The sequence below is a fragment of the Levilactobacillus sp. FUA 3915 genome, from assembly GCF_044053135.1.
Lineage (GTDB): Bacteria > Bacillota > Bacilli > Lactobacillales > Lactobacillaceae > Levilactobacillus > Levilactobacillus lanxiensis.
The window spans coordinates 1879995-1899157 of sequence record NZ_CP168704.1 but is presented as its reverse complement, the minus strand read 5'-3'; the positions used below and the strand labels follow the sequence as shown (position 1 = coordinate 1899157).

At 52.2% G+C, this 19163-nt stretch carries 16 protein-coding genes; 10 read left to right on the top strand and 6 right to left on the bottom strand.

Features of this window, described 5'->3' with window-relative positions; genetic code table 11:
• Positions 1 to 170: 170 nt before the first annotated feature.
• Entirely contained in the window at positions 171 to 1193 is a 1023-nt protein-coding gene (locus ACEPST_RS08830) for an aldose epimerase family protein (RefSeq protein WP_204121837.1), read from the bottom strand.
• Positions 1194 to 1447: 254 nt separating this feature from the next.
• On the opposite strand from ACEPST_RS08830, the gene ACEPST_RS08825 reads away from it, so the two are divergent.
• The 5 genes from ACEPST_RS08825 to ACEPST_RS08805 all read left to right on the top strand — a co-directional run bounded on the left by ACEPST_RS08825 (position 1448) and on the right by ACEPST_RS08805 (position 7502).
• A complete protein-coding gene (locus tag ACEPST_RS08825; RefSeq protein WP_395390661.1) occupies positions 1448 to 2569 on the top strand; it encodes an acyl-CoA dehydrogenase family protein in 1122 nt (373 codons plus the stop codon).
• A gap of 10 nt (positions 2570 to 2579) precedes the next feature.
• Positions 2580 to 3371, top strand: a complete 792-nt coding sequence (locus ACEPST_RS08820; RefSeq protein WP_204121835.1) for an electron transfer flavoprotein subunit beta/FixA family protein — start codon at positions 2580 to 2582, stop codon at positions 3369 to 3371.
• A gap of 13 nt (positions 3372 to 3384) precedes the next feature.
• Positions 3385 to 4350, top strand: coding sequence for an electron transfer flavoprotein subunit alpha/FixB family protein (locus tag ACEPST_RS08815; protein WP_204121834.1), 966 nt, complete (start codon positions 3385 to 3387; stop codon positions 4348 to 4350).
• Between the two features lie 534 nt (positions 4351 to 4884).
• Positions 4885 to 6891 carry a hypothetical protein gene (locus ACEPST_RS08810; protein WP_395390660.1) on the top strand — a complete coding sequence of 669 codons (2007 nt, stop codon included), beginning with the start codon at positions 4885 to 4887 and terminating at the stop codon, positions 6889 to 6891.
• The gene (locus ACEPST_RS08805) at positions 6891 to 7502 is read left to right on the top strand and encodes an ATP-binding cassette domain-containing protein (RefSeq protein WP_204121832.1); all 612 of its coding nucleotides are present in this window, start codon (positions 6891 to 6893) and stop codon (positions 7500 to 7502) included. The genes ACEPST_RS08810 and ACEPST_RS08805 overlap by 1 nt, the downstream gene beginning before the upstream one ends.
• A gap of 404 nt (positions 7503 to 7906) precedes the next feature.
• Here the strand turns inward: ACEPST_RS08805 and ACEPST_RS08800 are convergent, their stop codons facing one another.
• Together ACEPST_RS08800 and ACEPST_RS08795 are read right to left on the bottom strand one after the other, a co-directional pair.
• Positions 7907 to 9625, bottom strand: coding sequence for a phosphoenolpyruvate carboxykinase (locus tag ACEPST_RS08800; RefSeq protein ID WP_204121831.1), 1719 nt, complete (start codon positions 9623 to 9625; stop codon positions 7907 to 7909).
• Positions 9626 to 10268: 643 nt separating this feature from the next.
• A complete protein-coding gene (locus ACEPST_RS08795) occupies positions 10269 to 11153 on the bottom strand; it encodes a LysR family transcriptional regulator (protein ID WP_204121830.1) in 885 nt (294 codons plus the stop codon).
• Positions 11154 to 11647: 494 nt separating this feature from the next.
• On the opposite strand from ACEPST_RS08795, the gene ACEPST_RS08790 reads away from it, so the two are divergent.
• The 3 genes from ACEPST_RS08790 (at position 11648) to ACEPST_RS08780 (ending at position 15221) form a co-directional block, all read left to right on the top strand.
• On the top strand, positions 11648 to 12880 hold the full coding sequence (locus tag ACEPST_RS08790) for an MFS transporter (protein WP_204121829.1): 1233 nt from the start codon (positions 11648 to 11650) through the stop codon (positions 12878 to 12880).
• Between the two features lie 656 nt (positions 12881 to 13536).
• Positions 13537 to 14388: a quinate/shikimate dehydrogenase gene (locus ACEPST_RS08785; RefSeq protein ID WP_204121828.1), complete on the top strand. Its 852-nt coding sequence runs from the start codon at positions 13537 to 13539 to the stop codon at positions 14386 to 14388.
• A 14-nt stretch (positions 14389 to 14402) separates the two neighbouring features.
• Positions 14403 to 15221 (top strand): SDR family NAD(P)-dependent oxidoreductase, encoded by an 819-nt coding sequence (locus tag ACEPST_RS08780; protein WP_203643191.1) that lies wholly within the window; start codon positions 14403 to 14405, stop codon positions 15219 to 15221.
• Positions 15222 to 15308: 87 nt separating this feature from the next.
• Here the strand turns inward: ACEPST_RS08780 and ACEPST_RS08775 are convergent, their stop codons facing one another.
• On the bottom strand, positions 15309 to 15692 hold the full coding sequence (locus ACEPST_RS08775; protein WP_395390659.1) for a DMT family transporter: 384 nt from the start codon (positions 15690 to 15692) through the stop codon (positions 15309 to 15311).
• 15 nt (positions 15693 to 15707) lie between these two features.
• Positions 15708 to 16016 carry a DMT family transporter gene (locus ACEPST_RS08770; RefSeq protein ID WP_020089766.1) on the bottom strand — a complete coding sequence of 103 codons (309 nt, stop codon included), beginning with the start codon at positions 16014 to 16016 and terminating at the stop codon, positions 15708 to 15710.
• A gap of 282 nt (positions 16017 to 16298) precedes the next feature.
• Here ACEPST_RS08770 and ACEPST_RS08765 point away from each other — a divergent pair, with 282 nt between their 5' ends.
• Entirely contained in the window at positions 16299 to 16742 is a 444-nt protein-coding gene (locus tag ACEPST_RS08765) for an ASCH domain-containing protein (RefSeq protein WP_203643195.1), read from the top strand.
• A 62-nt stretch (positions 16743 to 16804) separates the two neighbouring features.
• Here ACEPST_RS08765 and ACEPST_RS08760 read toward each other — a convergent pair whose 3' ends face one another.
• The gene (locus ACEPST_RS08760; RefSeq protein WP_204121826.1) at positions 16805 to 18223 is read right to left on the bottom strand and encodes an MFS transporter; all 1419 of its coding nucleotides are present in this window, start codon (positions 18221 to 18223) and stop codon (positions 16805 to 16807) included.
• Positions 18224 to 18411: 188 nt separating this feature from the next.
• Between ACEPST_RS08760 and ACEPST_RS08755 the strand changes: the two genes are divergently transcribed.
• A complete protein-coding gene (locus tag ACEPST_RS08755; protein WP_164511281.1) occupies positions 18412 to 18585 on the top strand; it encodes a hypothetical protein in 174 nt (57 codons plus the stop codon).
• Positions 18586 to 19163: the final 578 nt, after the last annotated feature.

Here is a 19163-nt window from a genome sequence, read left to right as displayed (position 1 = left end):
ATTTTCTTAGGTCGAGCGTTCTTCTCGGCCTTAGAAACTGGGACGTACTTGAGACTTGTGATTTTTACAAGGCTCAGGTGCGCCTGTGAAGACCGCTTTTTGGCTTCACAGGTTGCCCCACAGGACGGGAGTACCTAGCCGCCGAAGCGGCCAGAACACACCGCAACCCGTTACTTACGCGTGTATTGGTAGCTGATGAAGTGGGTGACAGGTTGGTTGGCTGGCAGGATGACGTCGCCGAAGCCGTCATGGTGAATCGCATCCGGCAAAGTCTGTGCTTCCATAGCCAAGGCATTGTAGTCCCGGGCATCGGCACGTTTAGCATCGGTTGGGTTAGCCGTGAAGACGACCAAGGCGTTCCGGTCGGAGTAAACTTCGACCTCACGGTGGCCAGCAGCGTCACCGACCGTAGCGATCGGCGTGTCCTTACTAGGTTCAACGACAAAGGCATCATCGTATTCGACTTGGCCCGTCTTGTGTAATTGATCCAAGCCATCCTTGATGGTCCGGGGCTTACTGAAGTCGTAGCCGGTACCAGCCGTTTTGCTCATTTCACCGGTTGGAATCTTTTCACCATTTAAGACCAGGCGCTTGTCCCCGCTCAACTTCAACCATTGATTGTCCAAGCTGTGTTGGTCGTCGGTCACGTTAAAGTAGGTGTGGACCGTTGGGTTGAACAACGTGGCGGCGTCACTCTTGGCATCAAAGGTGATGTCCAAGCGGTTTTCTTCCGTCAACGTGTAAGTAATGGTCGTGTTCATGGTGCCGGGGTATTTGTCGTCGGCTTCCGTGGACGTGTGGGTCAGCACAACGCTGGCCGTGTCGGCCGTTTCCGTCGTCGTGGCATCCCAGTTGGCAAAGGTAAAGCCGTGGGGACCACCGTGACTAGCGTTAGGCTTTTCATTCTGGTCGAGGTGGACCGTCTTGCCATCGAGGTCAAATTGGGCCCCGGCGATACGACCGGCGACCCGGCCTAAGGCTTGGCATAAGTAGTAGGGGTTGTGATCGTAGCCCTTTAAGTCGGGCAGGTTCACGATCAGGTTGTGCTTCTGGCCGTCTTCGACCACGCTAAATTCCTGTAAGGTCGCGCCCCAAGTCAGGATGGCCACGCGGGTCCCCTGTTGGTTCGTGAGTAAGTATTTCGTAACAGCTTGTTCATGCAATGTTCCAGCTGAGCTCTTCGTAATCTTCATAATAAATTGGCACCTCCATAAAAGAATCCGTTTTCATTGTACTCTAACCGGGCGGTAAGTACCAATTTATTTACTAAATTTTTCTAGAACTTTTACTAACAACCATTTAATTCAGGAATCCGTTTTATTCCTAATAGGCATGACGGATATTCAATAATCATAAAGTTTCACTGGACTTATCAAATGATTATTCGCTATACTGGCCTCAATCGTTCAGAACTACACAATTTGTGCTTGATAAGGAGGAAATATTTATGCCAGCTACAACTGCTGCCGCTGAGAAACTGTTACTACAAATGGTCGACGACTACACCCAACGGGAAATTAGTCCCTACGACATGTCCATGGACGCTGCTCAGGACTTCCCAAAAGGTTTCGTTGAGAAGCTCACCAAGACCGGTTTCTTAGGCATCATGCTACCCCAAGAATTCGGTGGTGCCGGCTTCGGCCCCGAGGTTACGGCCACGGTGCTGAACCACATTGCCCGGGGGAACGCCAGCACGGCTGTCACCCTTGAAGGCCATTTCAAAACGATTGACCAAATTCTAAAATACGGGACGCCCGCCCTGCAACGGGCGCTGCTCCCCACCGCTAATGACCGTATCTTCGCCTTTTCCATGACCGAGGCCTCCGGGGGATCGAACCCCATGGGCATCAGTTCCACGGCCACTCGTGAAGGTGATCACTGGGTCATCAACGGCGATAAAATCATGATTACCAACGGTGGCCTGGCTCAGATCTACTGTGTGCTGGTCAAGACCGCCCCGGCTGAATTATCCGTCTTCGTGGTCGATCAGGACATGCCCGGCTTTTCATTTGGGAAGCGCGAAGACTTCATCGGCCTGCGCGGCACCCCCGTCGGTGAAATCGTCATGAACCACATCGTTGTCGACAACGACCACCTGCTGGGCAAGCTCGGCGATGGTGGGGTCATTGGTGACTCCGCGCACGATGACGCTCGAATCTTGATGGGCGCCGTGCTGACCGGCATCATGGAACACGAATTAAAAATTTCCACCGACTACGCCAAGGAGCGTAAGGCTGGCAACACGCCACTGACCGACCTGCAAGTCACCCACCGCAAGGTCGCCGATATGGCGATGCGCAAGGAAACCACGAAGCTCCTGTACCAACGGGCCGCGCAATTAAAGGCTGCGGGCCAACCGTATAGCGAGGAAGCCGCGATGGCCAAGGCCCACGGTTCCCGGGCCGCCGTAAGCGCCGGTGACGACGCCCTGCAAATTTTAGCAGGCTACGGCTATAGTCGTGAATACCCCGTGGAACATCTGATCCGCGACGCCCGCGCCATGGAAATTGCCGAAGGGACCGTCGAGAAGATGCGTTCCGCCATTGCCAAAGCTGAATTTACTAAATAGGAGGTTCCCCATGAAAATTGTGGTTTGTCTCAAACAAGTCCCAGAAACCAACGACGTGACCATCGACCCCGTCACCCATAACCTGGACCGGCGTGGATTGGCCGGCGTCATGAATCCATTTGATAAGAACGCGATTGAACTCGCCTTAAACTTAAAGGACAGTCGCGACGATGTCCAAGTCGTCCTCCTCACCATGGGTCCCGACGACTACGCCGACTCCCTGCGCGAAGGCATGGCCATGGGGGCTGACGAAGGGGTCCTCCTGTCCGACCGCGCCTTTGCTGGGGCCGATACCCTGGCGACTGGCTACGTCTTGGCCCAGGCCGTGAAGAAGATTGGCGACGCCGACCTGATTTTATTTGGTCGTCAAGCCGTCGATGCCGATACCGGCCAAGTTGGCCCCATCGTTGCCGAATTTTTACATCAACCGCAAATCACCTATGCCGCCAACTTACGGCTGAGCGGCGCCAACGAGGTCACGGCCGAACGCCTGCTGGAAGATACCAAGCAGACGCTGGTCGCCCAACTCCCCGCCGTCGTCAGTGTCCGTAGCGAGCTGAACACGCCGCGCTACCCCACGCCCCGAAACATTCAATTGAGTTTTAACAAGCCGCTGACCACTTGGCATCACGACGACCTCGACCTGGACGATTCCCGTTTGGGCCAAGCAGGTTCACCGACCATCGTAACCAAGGTCTACGCGCCAGAATCCGTTAAACGGGCACTCACCCCACTGACCGGGACACCGAGCGAAGCTGCCAGTCAGTTGATCACCGCGCTGAAGCAACGTCAATTAATCTAAGGAGGAAGCTGCTATGTCAAAACCAGAATTATGGATCATCGCGGAACGCCGCTTAGATCACATTGAACCCACGACCCAACAACTCATTACCAAGGCCAAGGGATTAGCCGGCGACCAATTTAGTGTCGTCGCTATCTTGTTGGAAGCCACCAGCGACCATTTGGAAAATGAACTCACCGCTTACGGTCCCGACGAGATTCGGGTCGTTCGTGACGATCGCTTCCCCACGGCGACCGACGCGGAACACGCCGACGCCCTGCAACAACTGGTCACCGCTTACCAGCCCAACTCGATCTTATTTGGCGCCACGATTACCGGCCGCTCAATTGCGCCCCGGCTACAGGCCAAGCTCCAAACCGGCCTGACCGCCGACTGCCTGGACCTGCGCTTCGATGACGACACCCTCGTTGCCACCAAGCCGTCCTACGGCGATAACATCATGTGCGAAATTATTTGCCCCGACCACCGGCCACAAATGGCGACGGTCCGGCCCAACACCTTCGTGGCGGCTCCCGCAACCGGTGACGCCACCATTACCACGGCTACGGTGACCTTCCACCCCGTTGACCGGCTGGAAGTCAAAGCCGCCACCCCGGTGGTCAACACGGCTACGACCGTCGGCGATGCCAGCCGCGTCGTCGCGTTAGGTCGTGGTGCTGCTAGTGCAGCCACCATCGACAGTGCCACCAAACTTGCTGAAAAGCTCGGCGGCCGCATCGGCGTGTCCCGGCCATTAACGGACCAGGACCGCTTTACCCACGACGACCAGATTGGTCAGAGTGGTAACACGATTCATCCCGAACTGATTCTTAACTTAGGAATCAGTGGCGCCGTGCAATACCTCGTGGGAATGCAAGATTCCCAGACGATTGTCGCCGTCAACGCGGACGAAAACGCCCCTATCTTTGATGTGGCTGATTACGGTTACGTCGGGGATGCGCAGGCCTTTATGACGGCGCTGCTGGCGCAATTCAACTAAAAATTTGAACACCAGCCCGCCTGCGGCTTCCAGGGACTACAGCTGCTGTGGGGAACGGCTCCGGCCTGAGGGGCGGTCCTACACCTCGCTTGGAAACCTCGCCAAAACCGCGAGTTTCCCAAGTCGTCCCGTGGCGTAAGGCCGAGAAGAACACTCGGTCTAACGCCACCGACACAGCTGCCTCCGTCCCTGGCTTCCTCCGGCTACGATTGTTGGTCGATTTTACGTTGAAGCATCTGTCTAATCTCACTTTGATAATTCCTTGCAACTTAAAAATCGTGTCACGCCATTTGCTGGTGTGGCACGATTTTTATTTTGTAGTTATTTCAGTTTAAACTATCAATAAATTTTTATTGTCGTTCTCTATTTTCAGCTTTTTATCGGATTAAACGCGGCGTATCAGTAATCGCCTTATTAAACAAATTATATAGTGCTCGTCATATAAGGTTAATAGGGTTGTACATTTTTTGAAATAAAGCTATCCTATCCTTTAGCAGTAAATCACTGACGCCACAAATTCTAGGGAGGCTCTACTTGAAGATCATTAAGAATTCAATTCTAATTGTCGTTTCATTATGTTTTGGCCTCTTACTCTGGGGTCTCAGTCAATCAGCTAGCTCCACAGGACTTTCAACTCTAGAACAACCGTACAACATCACGAGCACCTCTAAGAAGTTTACACCTAACGAGATTAATCAACGACTAGAAGACTTCGCTAATCACCACCGAATCAATCTGGTGAAGGCCTTCTGGATTCCCACTACGAATGACCACGCTCACCAAAGTTTTTACGTCTTGGGAACGGCTAAGCAATTTTCACAAAATCAGATTCCAAAGTCAAGTCTCGCTTCACACTCTGAATTTTTAACCAGTGACCTGCGTTACCCCTTATATGTTTTTGGCCACATCAATCCACAGTCCATGCAGCAAGAACTAAAATCCCTTGGACTTGGATTCTCGCGCTCTTCGGAAAACTGGCTTTCACAAATCATGGACTTTCTGCTCGAGAGTGACGGCAGTATTTTCTTAGCTTTAACCTTACTACTACTATTCCTAACCTTAGTGATTCACAACTTTAAAGCGTTAAGAGCAGCTAATATTCAGTTACTTCAAGGGCTAACAAAATGGACTATTTTCAAGCGTACCCTAGTTCACGACCAGAGCTTCTTCCTTGCCTGTTACACGCTTGTTTGTGGTCTTCTGACTATCAGTCTGTTCTGGACACATCATCTAGGGACTTTCTGGCTAACTGCTTTTTTCGCCTTACTTATGTACCTTACCCAACTGCTGGTGCATCTCATTGCCGGTCTGATTTGGACCTGGTCCTATCGCCCCGCGACTATTCTGCCAACCATCAAAGGCCACGCCAAAAGTAAATTGACCTTGGTGATTGTTCTGATGGTGAAAGTTGTCACGGAATTAATCGTCCTGTTTACGCTACTGTCATTAGGTCAACAGCTCCTAACAAATCAGGCTATCAAGAAACAGGTTGGCACTTGGTCCAGCCTACCAAACCGCTACTCACCGAGTCTCGCCCTGAATATTACCGCCCAAGAACAAGCAAACGAAGACAAACAAACTTACCAACTAGTTGCTTGGGCAGCACACCATCACGGCCTTATCTCGAACTACGCCGGCTACAATGCGGCTGACGAACGGCCTACTTTAGACTTCAACGATTATTCGGATGTCTATAACGGTGGCAACGTCCTGATCGTCAATGCCGAGTATCTGCGCCGCAATTCAGTTAAGAGTCAGTCCGGTCAGCACCTCCACTTTGCCAACAACGATGCCACCACCCATATTCTGCTACCAGAAAAGCTAGCCCATCAACAACAAAAATTAACTCATGCCTACATTGATCAACTAGGCTTACAACACATGTCGGCAAAGGTTCGAACGCAAACCCAACTGCTCCAGGCCCACCAGCACCAGTTGACCTACAACCCAGATGGCTTGGATTTAGGCTACTATGATGCCAGAGTTCCCGACCCAGTGATCGTGGTGGTTTCACCGCAATCACTGGGCGGCGACAACGAAAATGCTGACCGGCTTTGGAATTCCATGCTCTCACAAGGGGCGTTCAGCTTCAGCGATTATCACCAACTGAATCGCCAATTAACGGCACTGGGGCTATACAAAAATATTGGTGGATACACGAACATCAAGAGCTATGCAGGAAAACTTTACCAAGCGCAACGCGAAAAGGTCTTTCGGTTAACGAGCATTCTCGTCTTGCTAATTGACTTGTTCCTATTTGAATGCGTTCTGACCTGTGCCCTTTACCTGGGAATCTACCAACAGGCTCATGCCATTCGCCTATTGGCTGGCCAATCACTCTTAAAGGTCCACTACAAATTTGCAACTATTTTAACGGTATTGATTGTCGGCGAGCTTGCACTAACCCTGTTAGTCACGAGCAATTATCGCGTCGTTCTAGGCTATTATCTGGTAGCTGGTGTCCTGACACTCCTCACACTTTTCCTCAAAGCTAAGCGTAGCGTGAACCATCTTAAGTCTAATCTCAAGGGGGACAGCTAATGTTAACTATTTCAGCAGCGACCAAAGCCTTTGAACAACATGTCATTTTTACAGAATTGACGCACCATTTTCACCCTGGCAAAATCTACGTGTTATCCGGACCCTCAGGCTCTGGTAAATCAACACTCCTCAACTGCATCGCAACATTAGACACCTTAGATGCTGGAACCATCAGTTTTCAGGAGAAAGATATCACCCACATCGCCAACCACATTTACTTCCGTGACTATCTGGGCTACCTCTTTCAAAACTATGCGTTAATTGACGATGAGACAGTGAAGGTCAACTTAACCCTGACCAAACGTTACCTGCGCTCGCAACTGATTAACGCCTTAGCCCAGTTCGGCTTGGACGCTACCTACCTCACTCGTAAAATTTACACGCTGTCCGGTGGGGAGTGTCAACGGGTGGCCTTAACTAGATTATTGCTAAAGGATCCGCCAATCATCTTAGCTGACGAACCGACTGGCGCATTAGACACGGTAAACGAAACATTGGTGTTAAATAGCCTCGCCGACTTTGCCAAAATGGGTAAAATTGTGATAGTCGCTACCCACTCACAAACAGTCCTGGACTGTGCGGATGAAATTATCCACTTAGATACTATCTAACCCAGTAGAAACTCTATCCTTGAGACAGAAAAGAGCGTGACCCACCACAACTGATGAGTCACGCTTAACTCTTCGCAACTTAAAAATCGTGTCACGCCATTTACTGGTGTGGCACGATTTTTAGTTAACGTTAATGACAGATTTACTTGCGGTAAGTACCTCCAAACACAAACCTAGTGACCATAAGCTCACTAGGTCGATGTCAGTGACCAGAGGCGGATCAAAGTGACCGGCTGTGTCGGTGACCTTGGCTGGAGTCGTTTTCCAGCCTAGTTCGCGGGACGACTTTTGAGACCGGTCTTTGGCTCAAAATCGAGGTGTAAGCCCGATTCTTAGGCTGGAACCGCCCCCATAGCCGGGCGCTTTGAATCCGTCGGCGGGAACGGACCATATCGCCAAGCTGGTTACATCTTCAATAAAACCTGCAACAATTCGCGAGCGGACTCGTTCAGCTTGTCTTGGGACTTGTCGTTACCCAGGTGGGTGAAGATTTCACCGACGTAAACGTCGTCCGTGAACAACCGGTCAAAGACAGCGTCGATCACTGGCTTAGTGGCGGCTTGTTCCTGGACGGGGCCAAATGGATTGGCGAAGAAGGTCGTGCTCATCCCCACTTCATCGGTGGTGCCGAGCGCCTTACGTTTCCCTGCAACGAAGGTTGCCTTGGCAGATTCCTGATCTTCAAACCGGTGAATCCCGATGGCATCATCATAGTTGTTGGCGTAGACCCACATGTCAATTTCATGGTGAGCAACGACGCGTGGCCAGGTGTTGGCTGGGATGATGACCCGCGCATTCTTTTGTTCAGGGTTCATGTAAACCCCACGGTCCATGTTGTTGAAGGCCACTTCACTACTCAAATCATCAAGACGGACAAAGGCCCCCGTCTCAGTCCCTTGGGCGTACAGTTTCCCGTCGGCCAAGGTAAAGCTTCCCATGTCGTCGAAAATCGTTTCGATGTTCACAATTTCCTCGTCAGCCACGTTTTGCAGCGCTTCGATGGATTCGGACTTGCCGGCACCGGAGTCCCCGAAGAAGACCACCGTCTTGGTTTTCCCGTTGGCAAAGGTAATCTTGACCATCGACCCGTGGATTGGCAGCTTCTTTCCCGCAATCATGTGCAGATTGTGCAGCGTCAGGCACATCTTCTTCATGTAGCCAAAGTACGTGGTCTGGTCGTTGTAAGGCACCTGCCCCACGTAGATGCCGTTGGCTTCGTCATAGAAGTAATGACCGTTCTCAGGTTGTTCGTCACTGGCAACCCCCGGCGTCCCAAATAACAGGACTAGGTCGGGCTTCTTACCGGCGATTTCCTTGCTGTCGGCCAGTTGGAACAGGTTGGCTAGGGCAATCCCGGAGGCTAAATAGTCGCGGTGGAAGTAAATGTAGGCCAGGCTCTCCCCAATTTTAGCGGGGTAGCAGAACCAGTCGTCCTCGGTCCCCTTGAAGTTTTCCAGCGGGTTGACCTTGGTCGCGGTAAATAAGCCTTTACGCTTGTTGCTCTTGGTGTGGAGCATCATTGGTGGCCGCAGCATTAAGCGACTAATGAACCGAATGTCGGCTAACTTTTCGTAGCCAGCGGGTTCGGGCCACTTGACCTGTTCCAACAGGACGCAGGCACTCGACCCGGCGCTAATTTGCCGATAAACATGGTTAGCGTGGCCCTGAAGTTTTTCTTCAATCGTCCGGTAGAGGCGAATAACTAAGTCGTTAAAATGTTGGTCGATCGTCATGAATTCACTGGTGACCACGTCGTTTTGACGGACGGTCATCGTGGCGACCCGCAAGTACGTCCGGTAATAAGAGTACAGGTCTTCAATGCTGGCCAAAATTTCGGCGGGTTTGAATTGACTGTAAGCGTCCGGATGATCGGTCAGGATGGCCTTGACCGTGTTCAAGTATTCCTCGGGTGAGACCAAGTTGAAAGTGGCGGTTGGGTCAGCATCCAACGGCACCTTGTCCCGTTGTTCATCCAAGAATAGCCGAACAAAACTGGCCAGTTCCTGGCTGTTCACTAAATCAAAAATACTGGTAATAAAGCGGGCGTTATAGTTGAGAACCGCCACGCTCCGGTCTGGATTGGCATAAAAGGCTGCCAAATCAATCGGTTCTGGTGTTAGCATGCAAAAACCCCTTTCAAATATATGTAACCTAATCTTTATGGGTTGAACCAGCCTGCGCCTTACCGGGCGACGAAAATAGACTGGAACGCGGTGGGGAGGACGCCCGAGCCACAGAACGGTCTCGGGACTTGCTTTGAGCCTAAAAAACAAGTCTCAAAGTCACCATTTTCTAAGCAAAACACTTAGAAAATCGCACGGCTGAGTCTATTTTCGTCGCCCTCACGGCTCACACTGGTTTAACCCGTTCTTGCCTATTTAACCTGACTTGGTTAATTTAATGACTGGTTGTTTGGGTACTTGGTTATTTCATGACCAATCTAATCAACGCAAGATAAACCGTGGATACAGGCTTACTTCAGATAGCTTGAAACGGGTGCTCACCATCGTTGGCCGCAAGGCTGGGACAAATGGACTCAGCCGTTGGAATTGCCTTAGTAGCGGTTTTCGCTGCTTAGGCAATTGGTATCTTTGAGACTCGGTCTGCGAGGCTCAAAGTAAGGTTGGAGACCGCTCTTTGGCTCCGACCGGCCGCCAACCGCGTTCCGGTCCATTTGTCCCGGCCTGGAGGCACTGACAACGGCCCGTTTCAAGGTATCTTAATAGGTAATTTTAGCCTAAATTGGAGCCCGTGGGAAGTGACTTCTCAGTCCGCCGCCGATTTAAATAATTGAAACAACTGACGCAACGTGTCGTGCTGGGGATTATCCGCGCGATACATGGCGTAGATCACCCGTAAGTCCTCGGGCACGTTGACGGGAATTTTTACCAAATTAAAGGCCTCTAAGTACAGCGTATCCGCCACCAGGCCGACCGCTAGGGACGATTGCACCATCCCCGCAATGGAAATTTCATCGGGGTAATCTGCCTTGACCGTGAGCTGGTCGGTCACACCCTGCCGTTTAAGCGTCCGCCGAACCTTTTGCCCAATCAATAGCTCTGGCGTATAGGTCAACACGTCGTAGCCAGCGAGGTCACTCAGTTCCAACTGCTCGCGCCCCGCCAGCGGATGGTCTGGGCTAACCACCACAATGAACGCCTGCTTCAATAGTGGCTGGTACAGGACCCCCGCCTCGCGACTGTCCGTGGCGGCAATGCCCAGATCATACTGTTTCGCCGCCAACCCCGTCTGAATTTTCTCGGTGGGCACGCTGTGAAGTTCAAAACTGATTTGCTTGGTGTGCGCCTGTTCAAATTGATGCAAAACCTTCGGCAAGTAGGTGCCAATCACCGTGGGAATACAGCCGACCCGAATCGTGACGGGCCGTGTGGCGGTGGCTGCCTGGATGGTCGCCACCCCGTCGTCCAAAGTTTGTAGGCTCTTTTGGACCACCTGGAGGAGCTGACTACCTGTGCGGGTCAACACAATATGGCGCCCCTGCTTCGCAAAGAGCGTCAGGTCCAATTCATCTTCCAACTTATGAATGGCATTGGTCAAACTCGGCTGACTAACGTGTAACTCCCGGGCAGCCTGTGTATAGTTCTCCAACCGGCCAACGCATTCGAAATAACGTAATTGATTTAAATTCATAGGCGCCTCCTGTTCTATGGTTCACAATCTATAGCCGCTGACTATCAATTCCCGACCAATCGGTATTGGTATTTTCTCCTTATCCACCTTAACATAAAGGGCGTAGAAAACGTTTTCTAATTCGAACTTATTCCCATTCATCCCCACATTTATCTCCCGTCAGGCTCACGCAGTTTTTAAAATCAAAGACACCCCCAACTCATAACAAAACGCCGCCTTAACTAGACGACCACACTTATAAGTTGCGACCGTGTCAGCCGCAGGAAGATTGAAAATGGGGCCAGCCGTGGGAATGCGCTTAGCCGCGGCCTTTGCGGGTTAGCGCATTGGTGTCTTTGAAACTCGCTCCCCAGAGGTTCAAAGCATCCCAGAGACCGCTCTTTGGCTCTGGGTGTCCGCCCACAGCGTTCCGATCCCATTTTCAATCTTCCGGAGGCGCTGAACCCGACAATATAATAAATGTGGCGACATTCTATTTAAGGCGGTGTTCTATTATGGAAGCAACACATACGACGCAAGTATCCGGCCACCGGCGGCTCATCTTCACCGCGGCCTTCATCATCATCTTCTGCTGTTCCGCATCCGCAGCGTTTTCCGTTTTCGCCGACACACTGGTTAAAGCAACCAGCGCCACGGCCTCTCAGGTTGCCCTGACGCTGACCATCTATCAATTTTTCATGGCAGCCTTTGGGATTCTCTCCGGTCGGATCATCGACCACTCCTCACCGAAAAAACTCATGTACGTGGGGGGCTTCATCTTCGGCCTCGGCTGGTTCTTAGGAGCCTTCGCCCACAACATCTGGTTCCTGTACTTCTCCATTGGGATTCTCGCCGGTAGTGGGAACGGACTACTCTACAACCCTTCCCTGCTGACCACGCTGAAATGGTTCCCCGAAAAGCGTGGGACTATCTCCGGCTTGCTGCTGGGGGCCGCTTCTCTCGGGCCGCTGGTCTTAGCGAAGGCTGGCGCTTGGCTCTGCGACACCATGGGCGCCAACGGCTTGATGCCGATTGGGATTGCCTACTTAGCCCTGATTTGGTTAGTCGGCTGGTTAATGGCATCACCCGAAACGCCGAAGTCCGACGACAATCAACCCGCTCCCACAACCACTGGGAAGTCGCCTAAAGAAATGATGGGCTCCTTAAATTTCTGGCTGTTACTACTCCTCTTCGCGATTGCTTGTACGGCCGGCATCATGTTGATTGGCTCCCTGTCCTCTATCGCGCAAATTCAATTACAACTGACACCCATCGTTGCCGCTAACTTCGTCGTGGTCAACACCTTAGCCAACTTCTTCGGCCGGATGATCACGGGTCGCGCGGTTGATAAATTAGGAGAAACCAAGACGTTGCTGATTATCCTGTGCCTCACCATTATTGGCCTGGCCGGCTTACGCTACGCCGAAAACGTTGCCGTCTTTACCCTGTTCTTGATCATCCTCGGCGCCTCATTTGGCGGTGTACTGGTCGTCTTCCCAACCTTAACGGGTAAGACGTTCGGCCAAAAGTTCTCCGGCACAAACTACGGCATCATGTTCTTCGGCTACGCCATTGGCGCGCTGATTGGGCCACAAATTGCGACGCTGTCCATGAACGCTTCCGCCGGCACCAAGGCCTACTATGGCTCTTACCTGGTGGCTATTGGTGTGGCTGTCGTGGGTATTCTGATTGACCTATACCTGATCCATCGCGGCATCGGCAAGCACGTCAACGCCGAAACGACCTAACTGCTGGTCATTGGCAATAGCGCAACAATGCCGTCGACGCCTGGCAGGCACTCCACCCCGGTGGGCACACTTGAAGCCTCGCTAAAAACCGCAAGTCTCCAAACACGGCCGTCTTAGTAGTCATGGACTACTAAGACCGACACAGGTGGTTCCGTACCTGCCAGTCTTACGACTCTGATTGTGCGTTGCCAATGACAATCAGTCAGATAGTATTGCATTGACGACTAGACTTAATTTACGATTCATCTGTTCAGCATGAAATTGGCTTAACACTTACCACAATAATTGAAATAGATTGATGCGCTTAAACTCATGTAAGCCGTACGGGCTATGTAAATTGTGTGTACACGGAACCAATCGCATAAACACTAACCAGTGTTGATTGAAACTAACTTGTTCCAGTCAAAACAAGGTTAGCCGCGGGGATGGTGAAAATGAGCTCAGCCGTGGGAGTTGTCTTAGCGGTTTACCGCTTAGACAACTGATATCTTTGAAACGCGCTCCCCAGCGGTTCAAAGTAAGCTCGGAGACCGCTCCTTGGCTCCGGGCGTTCGCCCACAGCGTACCGGCTCAGTTTTCACCATCCCGGAGGCGCTGCTAACATCCGTTTAATAACTAGAACTAATCCGATTTAAACCTATTTGGAGGTCTCATTTATGGAAATTGATGGACATACAAAATTAGTTGGCTTGATCGCGCATCCCGCCGGACACTCCAAGTCCCCCGCCATGCACAACGAAGCCTTTGACCAAGATGAAATCAACGCGCGTTTCCTCGCCTTTGACGTCGAACCCGACCAGCTCCCCGCTGCGGTCAACGCGTTACGCGCCTTTAAAATGCTGGGGGCCAGCGTCTCCATGCCGTTCAAGCAGGCCGTGATTCCCCTGCTGGACCACCTCGATAAGACGGCTGAACTGGTTGGCGCCGTGAACACCGTCGTCAACCACGATGGCGAGCTCACCGGTTACACGACCGATGGCATTGGTTTTGTGGAGGCTTTAAAGGACGACGGGGTCAGTCTCGCCGGACAAACCATGACGCTGGCTGGCGTCGGTGGTGCCGGGACGCCCATTGCGATTCAGGCCGCACTTTCTGGACTGAAAACGTTGAACGTCTTTAACATCAACGACCCCTCGGTCAAAAACGCCCAACACATCGTCAAAATCATTAACGAACAGACCGACTGCCACGCCACCTTCTATCCCCTAGAGGACCGCGACCAATTTAAGCAAAGCATCAGTGAGAGCGACGTTTACACCGATGCGACCGGCTTGGGGATGGGTAAGCTCGTCGACAAAACGCTGGTGGACGACCCGAGTTGGTTCCATCAAGACATGACGGTCTTTGATACCGTCTACGCACCTAGCGTGACGAAACTCATGGGCGTGGCTAACCAGGCCCACGTGGCGCACGTCATCAATGGTCAGGGCATGTTGCTCAACCAAGGTGCCGCAGCCTTTAAGCTGTGGACCGGGCAAGAGATGCCGCTGAAAGATATGTCACTTTAGAGGAGGAAATTCACATGGCAGAATGGTTAGGCTTAGAAGAAAAAGTTTGCGTCGTCACCGGTGCCGTCGGTGGCATGGGCGCTAAAATTTGTGAGGCGTTGGCCGGGCAACACGCCACGGTCGTCGCCCTGGATATGGACCAAGACAAAACGGCTGACCTGATCACCAATCTGATCAACACATACCACATCGCTGGACTGGCGGTCACCTGTGACGTCACTAAGGAAGCCAGCGTCCAGCGCGCCGTTGACCAAGTCAAGGACACCTTCGGCCACGTTGACGTTGTCATCAACACCGCGGGAATTTTAAAATTCGATCCGTTGGAAGACCTGGATTACGCCACCTGGAAACAAGTGTTGGATGTTAACCTCAACGGCTACTACTTAGTCACCCACGAATTTGGTAAATTAATGATTGAACAGAAACACGGGACCTTCGTCCACATTTCCACGGTTGCCAGCGATATTCCTGAAACTTATAGTGGCGCTTACAGTACCAGTAAGGCCGGCGTCAACATGCTGTCGAAGCAGGTCGCCGCTGAATGGGGGATGTTCGGTATCCGCAGTAACGTCCTCGAACCCTGCCTGGTCAAGACACCCATGTCGGCGGCCTTCTACGCGGACCCTGAGGTTGAAAAGGGCCGGAAGACGTTGACCGCCAGCAAGCGGATCGGGACGACCGACGACATCGCTAACGCCATCCTCTTCCTGGCCAGCGACCGTTCCAGTTACATCAACGCAGCCGGTCTCGCCATTGATGGCGGCTTCAGCGTCATGATGCAGAATCAGATTCCCAAGCCCGGTGGCCGCCGCGGCTTTGCGGAAACCCACTAATATTTAACCAGACTAAAAGCACCGATTCGTTTCTCCCACAGGTTGGAGAAAAACGAATCGGTGCTTTTCATATTTTAATTTAACTGATCAATGACTCGAGGTCCGTGAACGTAAGCGCTGGACCCATGGACTAACTGGCCGCGGACTGCTCACCTTGACGGGTTGATTTAATAAAACCACACCAATGATAATGGCAATAAACCCCACCACTTTAAATCCCGTCAAGACCTCACCAAAGGCCCAGACGCCGATCAGACCAGTAATGGCCGTGCCGACGCCAGCCCAGACCGCATAGCCCACGCTGAGGGGGAGCTGCCGTAAAGCCAATGAGAAACTAAAGATTGCTAGCCCGTAGAGGAACATCCCCGCAATCCCAATCCACCGATGAGTGAACCCATCTGAGAATTTCAACAAGCTTGTCCCGACAATTTCGACACCGATGGCGAATACCAACTGTAACCATGCCCGCATCGTGCAGACCCCCTTTTAGCTATTTAATAGAATCACGCCAACAACAATGGCCAATAAGCCACTGATTCGGCTGAGACTGAGTCGTTCCCGGTACACCACAACGGCCAAAATAACCGTCGCCACTGTGCCGAGACCTGCCCACATGGCATACGTCACCCCTAATGGAAGCTTTTGCATGGCGAGTGTCACCAAAATCAATGAACTAAAGTACCCCACTAACACCATGATCGAGGGTATTAAATTCCGAAACCCGTTTGCTTGCTTCAAGAAAAAGCTGCCAACAACTTCCATAAAAATACCACCGAACAATAATACGTATGCCATATCTATCACCTCGCTAAAATTTTCGCTGTGGTCCTATTCTAAAGAAACTTTAAGCAAAAGGCAATGAAAAGATACGCCTGGCTGATTACAGTTTTGTGACAAAGGGATAGCGTTATCTAGCCATTTAGCGAAGCACCGTGCTGTCAGCTTAACTTCAAAGCTGGCAACCCTAAAATTGGGCTAGGCCATCCACCATTTTGCCGTCATCGCTAACCAAAGTCTCCTAGACTAACCTCCCCAGATAGCGTACAGTAATCCCAATACCTATTTAGGAGGCTTCCCATGGACGTTGAAACTTTTTGGCAGCACTTCAAAGCTGCTCACCCCGAAATTACCACGACGCATCACGACACCTATGCTTTTGGCGCAACCGACGAATCCGCTGACCTGCTGGCGCACCTGATTAAAATCGGCCAGAAGACCGCGACGACCTCGGCGCTCGACCTCTATGAAGACGATGAACCGCTCCCCTTTGTGGGCGAGTACAACGTCATTTTAGACGCCCACGACCAACCCGTTTGCATCACGCAGACCAAGGTCACCGAGGTCGTGCCCTTTGACCAAGTCACCCGGGAGCACGCCTACCACGAGGGTGAGGACGACCGCACACTGACCACGTGGCGCCGGGAACACCGCGCCTTCTTCACCGCTGCCTATCACGAGATGGGCCGCACCTTCAACGAGCAGATTCCCTGCTTCTGCGAAGTCTTTGAACGCGTGGATTAAGCTGGCAGAAAAGGAGCCGCCTCACACGAACTGTGTGGGACGACTCCTTTTTTATTTCAAAATTAAGCAGCGGCCTTAGTCTTCCGACCGTCACGCAACATAGCCGCGAAGATCCAACCGACCACGGCGACCGCCAGGAAGGTGGCAAAGACCGCGTGATAGCCGGCGAGGTTCGCCGCCACGTGACCCGCCGTCTTCAAATGACTAGCCGTAACAGTGGCGAGAATCAAAGTAGCCACGGCGACCCCGGTCGACCCCAAAATCTGCCGCACGGTGGTAATGACCGCCGTCCCGTGGGAGATCAACTGGTCAGGCAAGGAGTTGGCCCCCAACGTGACCGCGGGCATCATGACGAAGGCATTGCCGCCTTCAATCAAGGTGGCCGTTAAGATCATCGCCAGTAGCGACTGTTGACCACCGACCAGCGTCAACCACAGCCAGCCCAGCACAATCATGCTCATCCCGGTCAGCATCGTGGCCTTGAAGCCAATTTTATCCGCCAATTTTCCGGTAACGGGGTTTAACAGGCTCAGCACCACGGCCCCAGGGACCAGCGCCATCCCCGAAGCAAACGGCGAGATGCCCAGCACTTCTTGGTAGTACAGCGGAAAGACAATCGTGACCACAATCAAGGCGATGTAAGACGCCCCGGTCAAGAGCACGGCCAGGTCAAAATTAACCGTCTTCAGCACGCGTAAATCCAGGAGCGGTGCGTCGACGTGAAATTGCCGATAAACAAAGTAGGCGACCGCCAGTAAGCTGATGACCAGTAGCGCGCCCATGGCCGTCCAGTTAACTGCCGTCTTCCCAATTTGGTTAACGACGTACAGGATACCAATGAAGCCGACACTGCTCAGCACGGACCAGTAGTCCAGCTTGGCCTTATGTTGCGGCATGACATCCTTGATGGTTTTCAACGCGACCAGGAATACAATCGTGATGATGACCATGAAGACGACGAACAGCCCCTGCCAGGTGGTGTAGCGCAACACGATACCGGAAATGATTGGGCCGACCGCTAACGCTGACCCCATAACTAATCCGGCGAAGCCCATGACACCGCCCCGCTGGGATTCCGGCGTGATCCGCAACATGACCGTCTGGTACGACGGGAACATGATGCCGACCGCCATGGCCTCCATCACCCGACCCAGCATCATCAACGGAAAGCTGGTTGCCAAATAAATGATGAACGTTCCGACGTCAAATAACGCCAGCACGCTGACAAATAAGACCGGAAAGCGGATGTTATTTAACAGCCACGGACTGACAGGCATCATGACCACCATCACCAGCATGAAGCCGGTCGTGAGCCATTGGACCGTTGACGCTGGCACGTTGAAGTATTTCATCAACGTGGGATACGCCGTGGACAGTGACGACTGGCTGATGGACATGGTGAAGGTCCCCGCCAGCAGCGTCCAGATAAATGCTAAATGGCTGTACGCTCTTCCCTGTAAATCGATTGCCTTTTCCTGCACTTCTCTCACTCCTCTTGCTACTTTAGAAACATTATTAACTGACTTCTATCCTAGTCCTTTTCCCGCGCGCTGTAAACCAAACCCGTGACCCTTGTTGAACGAAGTTACTTATTGGGTAATTTTTGGTACAATGGGATTATTAAACGGGATGACCCGTTGCGGACTACGCAAAGAATTGAGGGCAAATAATGGACTTAGTAGCATATTTAACCGATGAAATTGATTTTCTAACGGAACAAATGAACCGGGCTAAGGATGAAAAAGACAACGCCATGAACTTCTTGTGCGATGCCCGAATCACCGAAGCCAAACGCATTTTGGAACAGGTCAACACTGGTAAGATCACCAGCTTGAAGGCTTAGTTGCCGTAACCGGACACGCCCAGCGTCCGGTTTTTCTTTTGGTGCGAAGCAAGGTTGCGAAAACCCGGTTTCCACCTGCGGCGGGTCAGCCCCGTTCCCGGCGGCGGGCTCAAACTGCCCTGCTATGGGGCCGGTTCCAGCCAAAGGGCGGGCTTCCACCTCAACTTTGAGCCTGAGAATCGGTCTCAAAGGTTGTCCCGTGGGCTAGGCTGGAAAAGAACTCCAGCCAAGGCCACCGACACAGCTGGTCAGTTTGGCCCACCTCTGGTCACTCACGATTGCGAACCCATTTTCAACCACGCTCACCATCTCTTCTCCCTCCAAGGCCATCACGATAAATATCTTATCGTCGACGCCTTATTGCAGATCAACAAGTAAACAACTGATATCTTCGAACCGTGAATTCCGAGTCTCCGGGACTGCCCGCCTCCGGTTCCAACAGATTGTCCGCTGACCTAACACGCGCTAAAGGATTTGGTCGTTGGCACTTCTATATGGCGGTGAGGCAGCGTTGTCTACCCGTTAACACCAACAATTCAAAGCTCCTGGTCCCAACCTATAGTCATCACACAGTTATC

Coding starts and splice junctions, on each gene's coding strand:
- ACEPST_RS08795 (WP_204121830.1), bottom strand. CDS start 11,153: ATGAATTTAAATCAATTACGTTATTTCGAATGCGTTGGCCGGTTGGAG.
- ACEPST_RS08765 (WP_203643195.1), top strand. CDS start 16,299: ATGGACGTTGAAACTTTTTGGCAGCACTTCAAAGCTGCTCACCCCGAA.
- ACEPST_RS08820 (WP_204121835.1), top strand. CDS start 2,580: ATGAAAATTGTGGTTTGTCTCAAACAAGTCCCAGAAACCAACGACGTG.
- ACEPST_RS08805 (WP_204121832.1), top strand. CDS start 6,891: ATGTTAACTATTTCAGCAGCGACCAAAGCCTTTGAACAACATGTCATT.
- ACEPST_RS08815 (WP_204121834.1), top strand. CDS start 3,385: ATGTCAAAACCAGAATTATGGATCATCGCGGAACGCCGCTTAGATCAC.
- ACEPST_RS08770 (WP_020089766.1), bottom strand. CDS start 16,016: ATGGCATACGTATTATTGTTCGGTGGTATTTTTATGGAAGTTGTTGGC.
- ACEPST_RS08830 (WP_204121837.1), bottom strand. CDS start 1,193: ATGAAGATTACGAAGAGCTCAGCTGGAACATTGCATGAACAAGCTGTT.
- ACEPST_RS08775 (WP_395390659.1), bottom strand. CDS start 15,692: ATGCGGGCATGGTTACAGTTGGTATTCGCCATCGGTGTCGAAATTGTC.
- ACEPST_RS08785 (WP_204121828.1), top strand. CDS start 13,537: ATGGAAATTGATGGACATACAAAATTAGTTGGCTTGATCGCGCATCCC.
- ACEPST_RS08780 (WP_203643191.1), top strand. CDS start 14,403: ATGGCAGAATGGTTAGGCTTAGAAGAAAAAGTTTGCGTCGTCACCGGT.
- ACEPST_RS08825 (WP_395390661.1), top strand. CDS start 1,448: ATGCCAGCTACAACTGCTGCCGCTGAGAAACTGTTACTACAAATGGTC.
- ACEPST_RS08755 (WP_164511281.1), top strand. CDS start 18,412: ATGGACTTAGTAGCATATTTAACCGATGAAATTGATTTTCTAACGGAA.
- ACEPST_RS08790 (WP_204121829.1), top strand. CDS start 11,648: ATGGAAGCAACACATACGACGCAAGTATCCGGCCACCGGCGGCTCATC.
- ACEPST_RS08800 (WP_204121831.1), bottom strand. CDS start 9,625: ATGCTAACACCAGAACCGATTGATTTGGCAGCCTTTTATGCCAATCCA.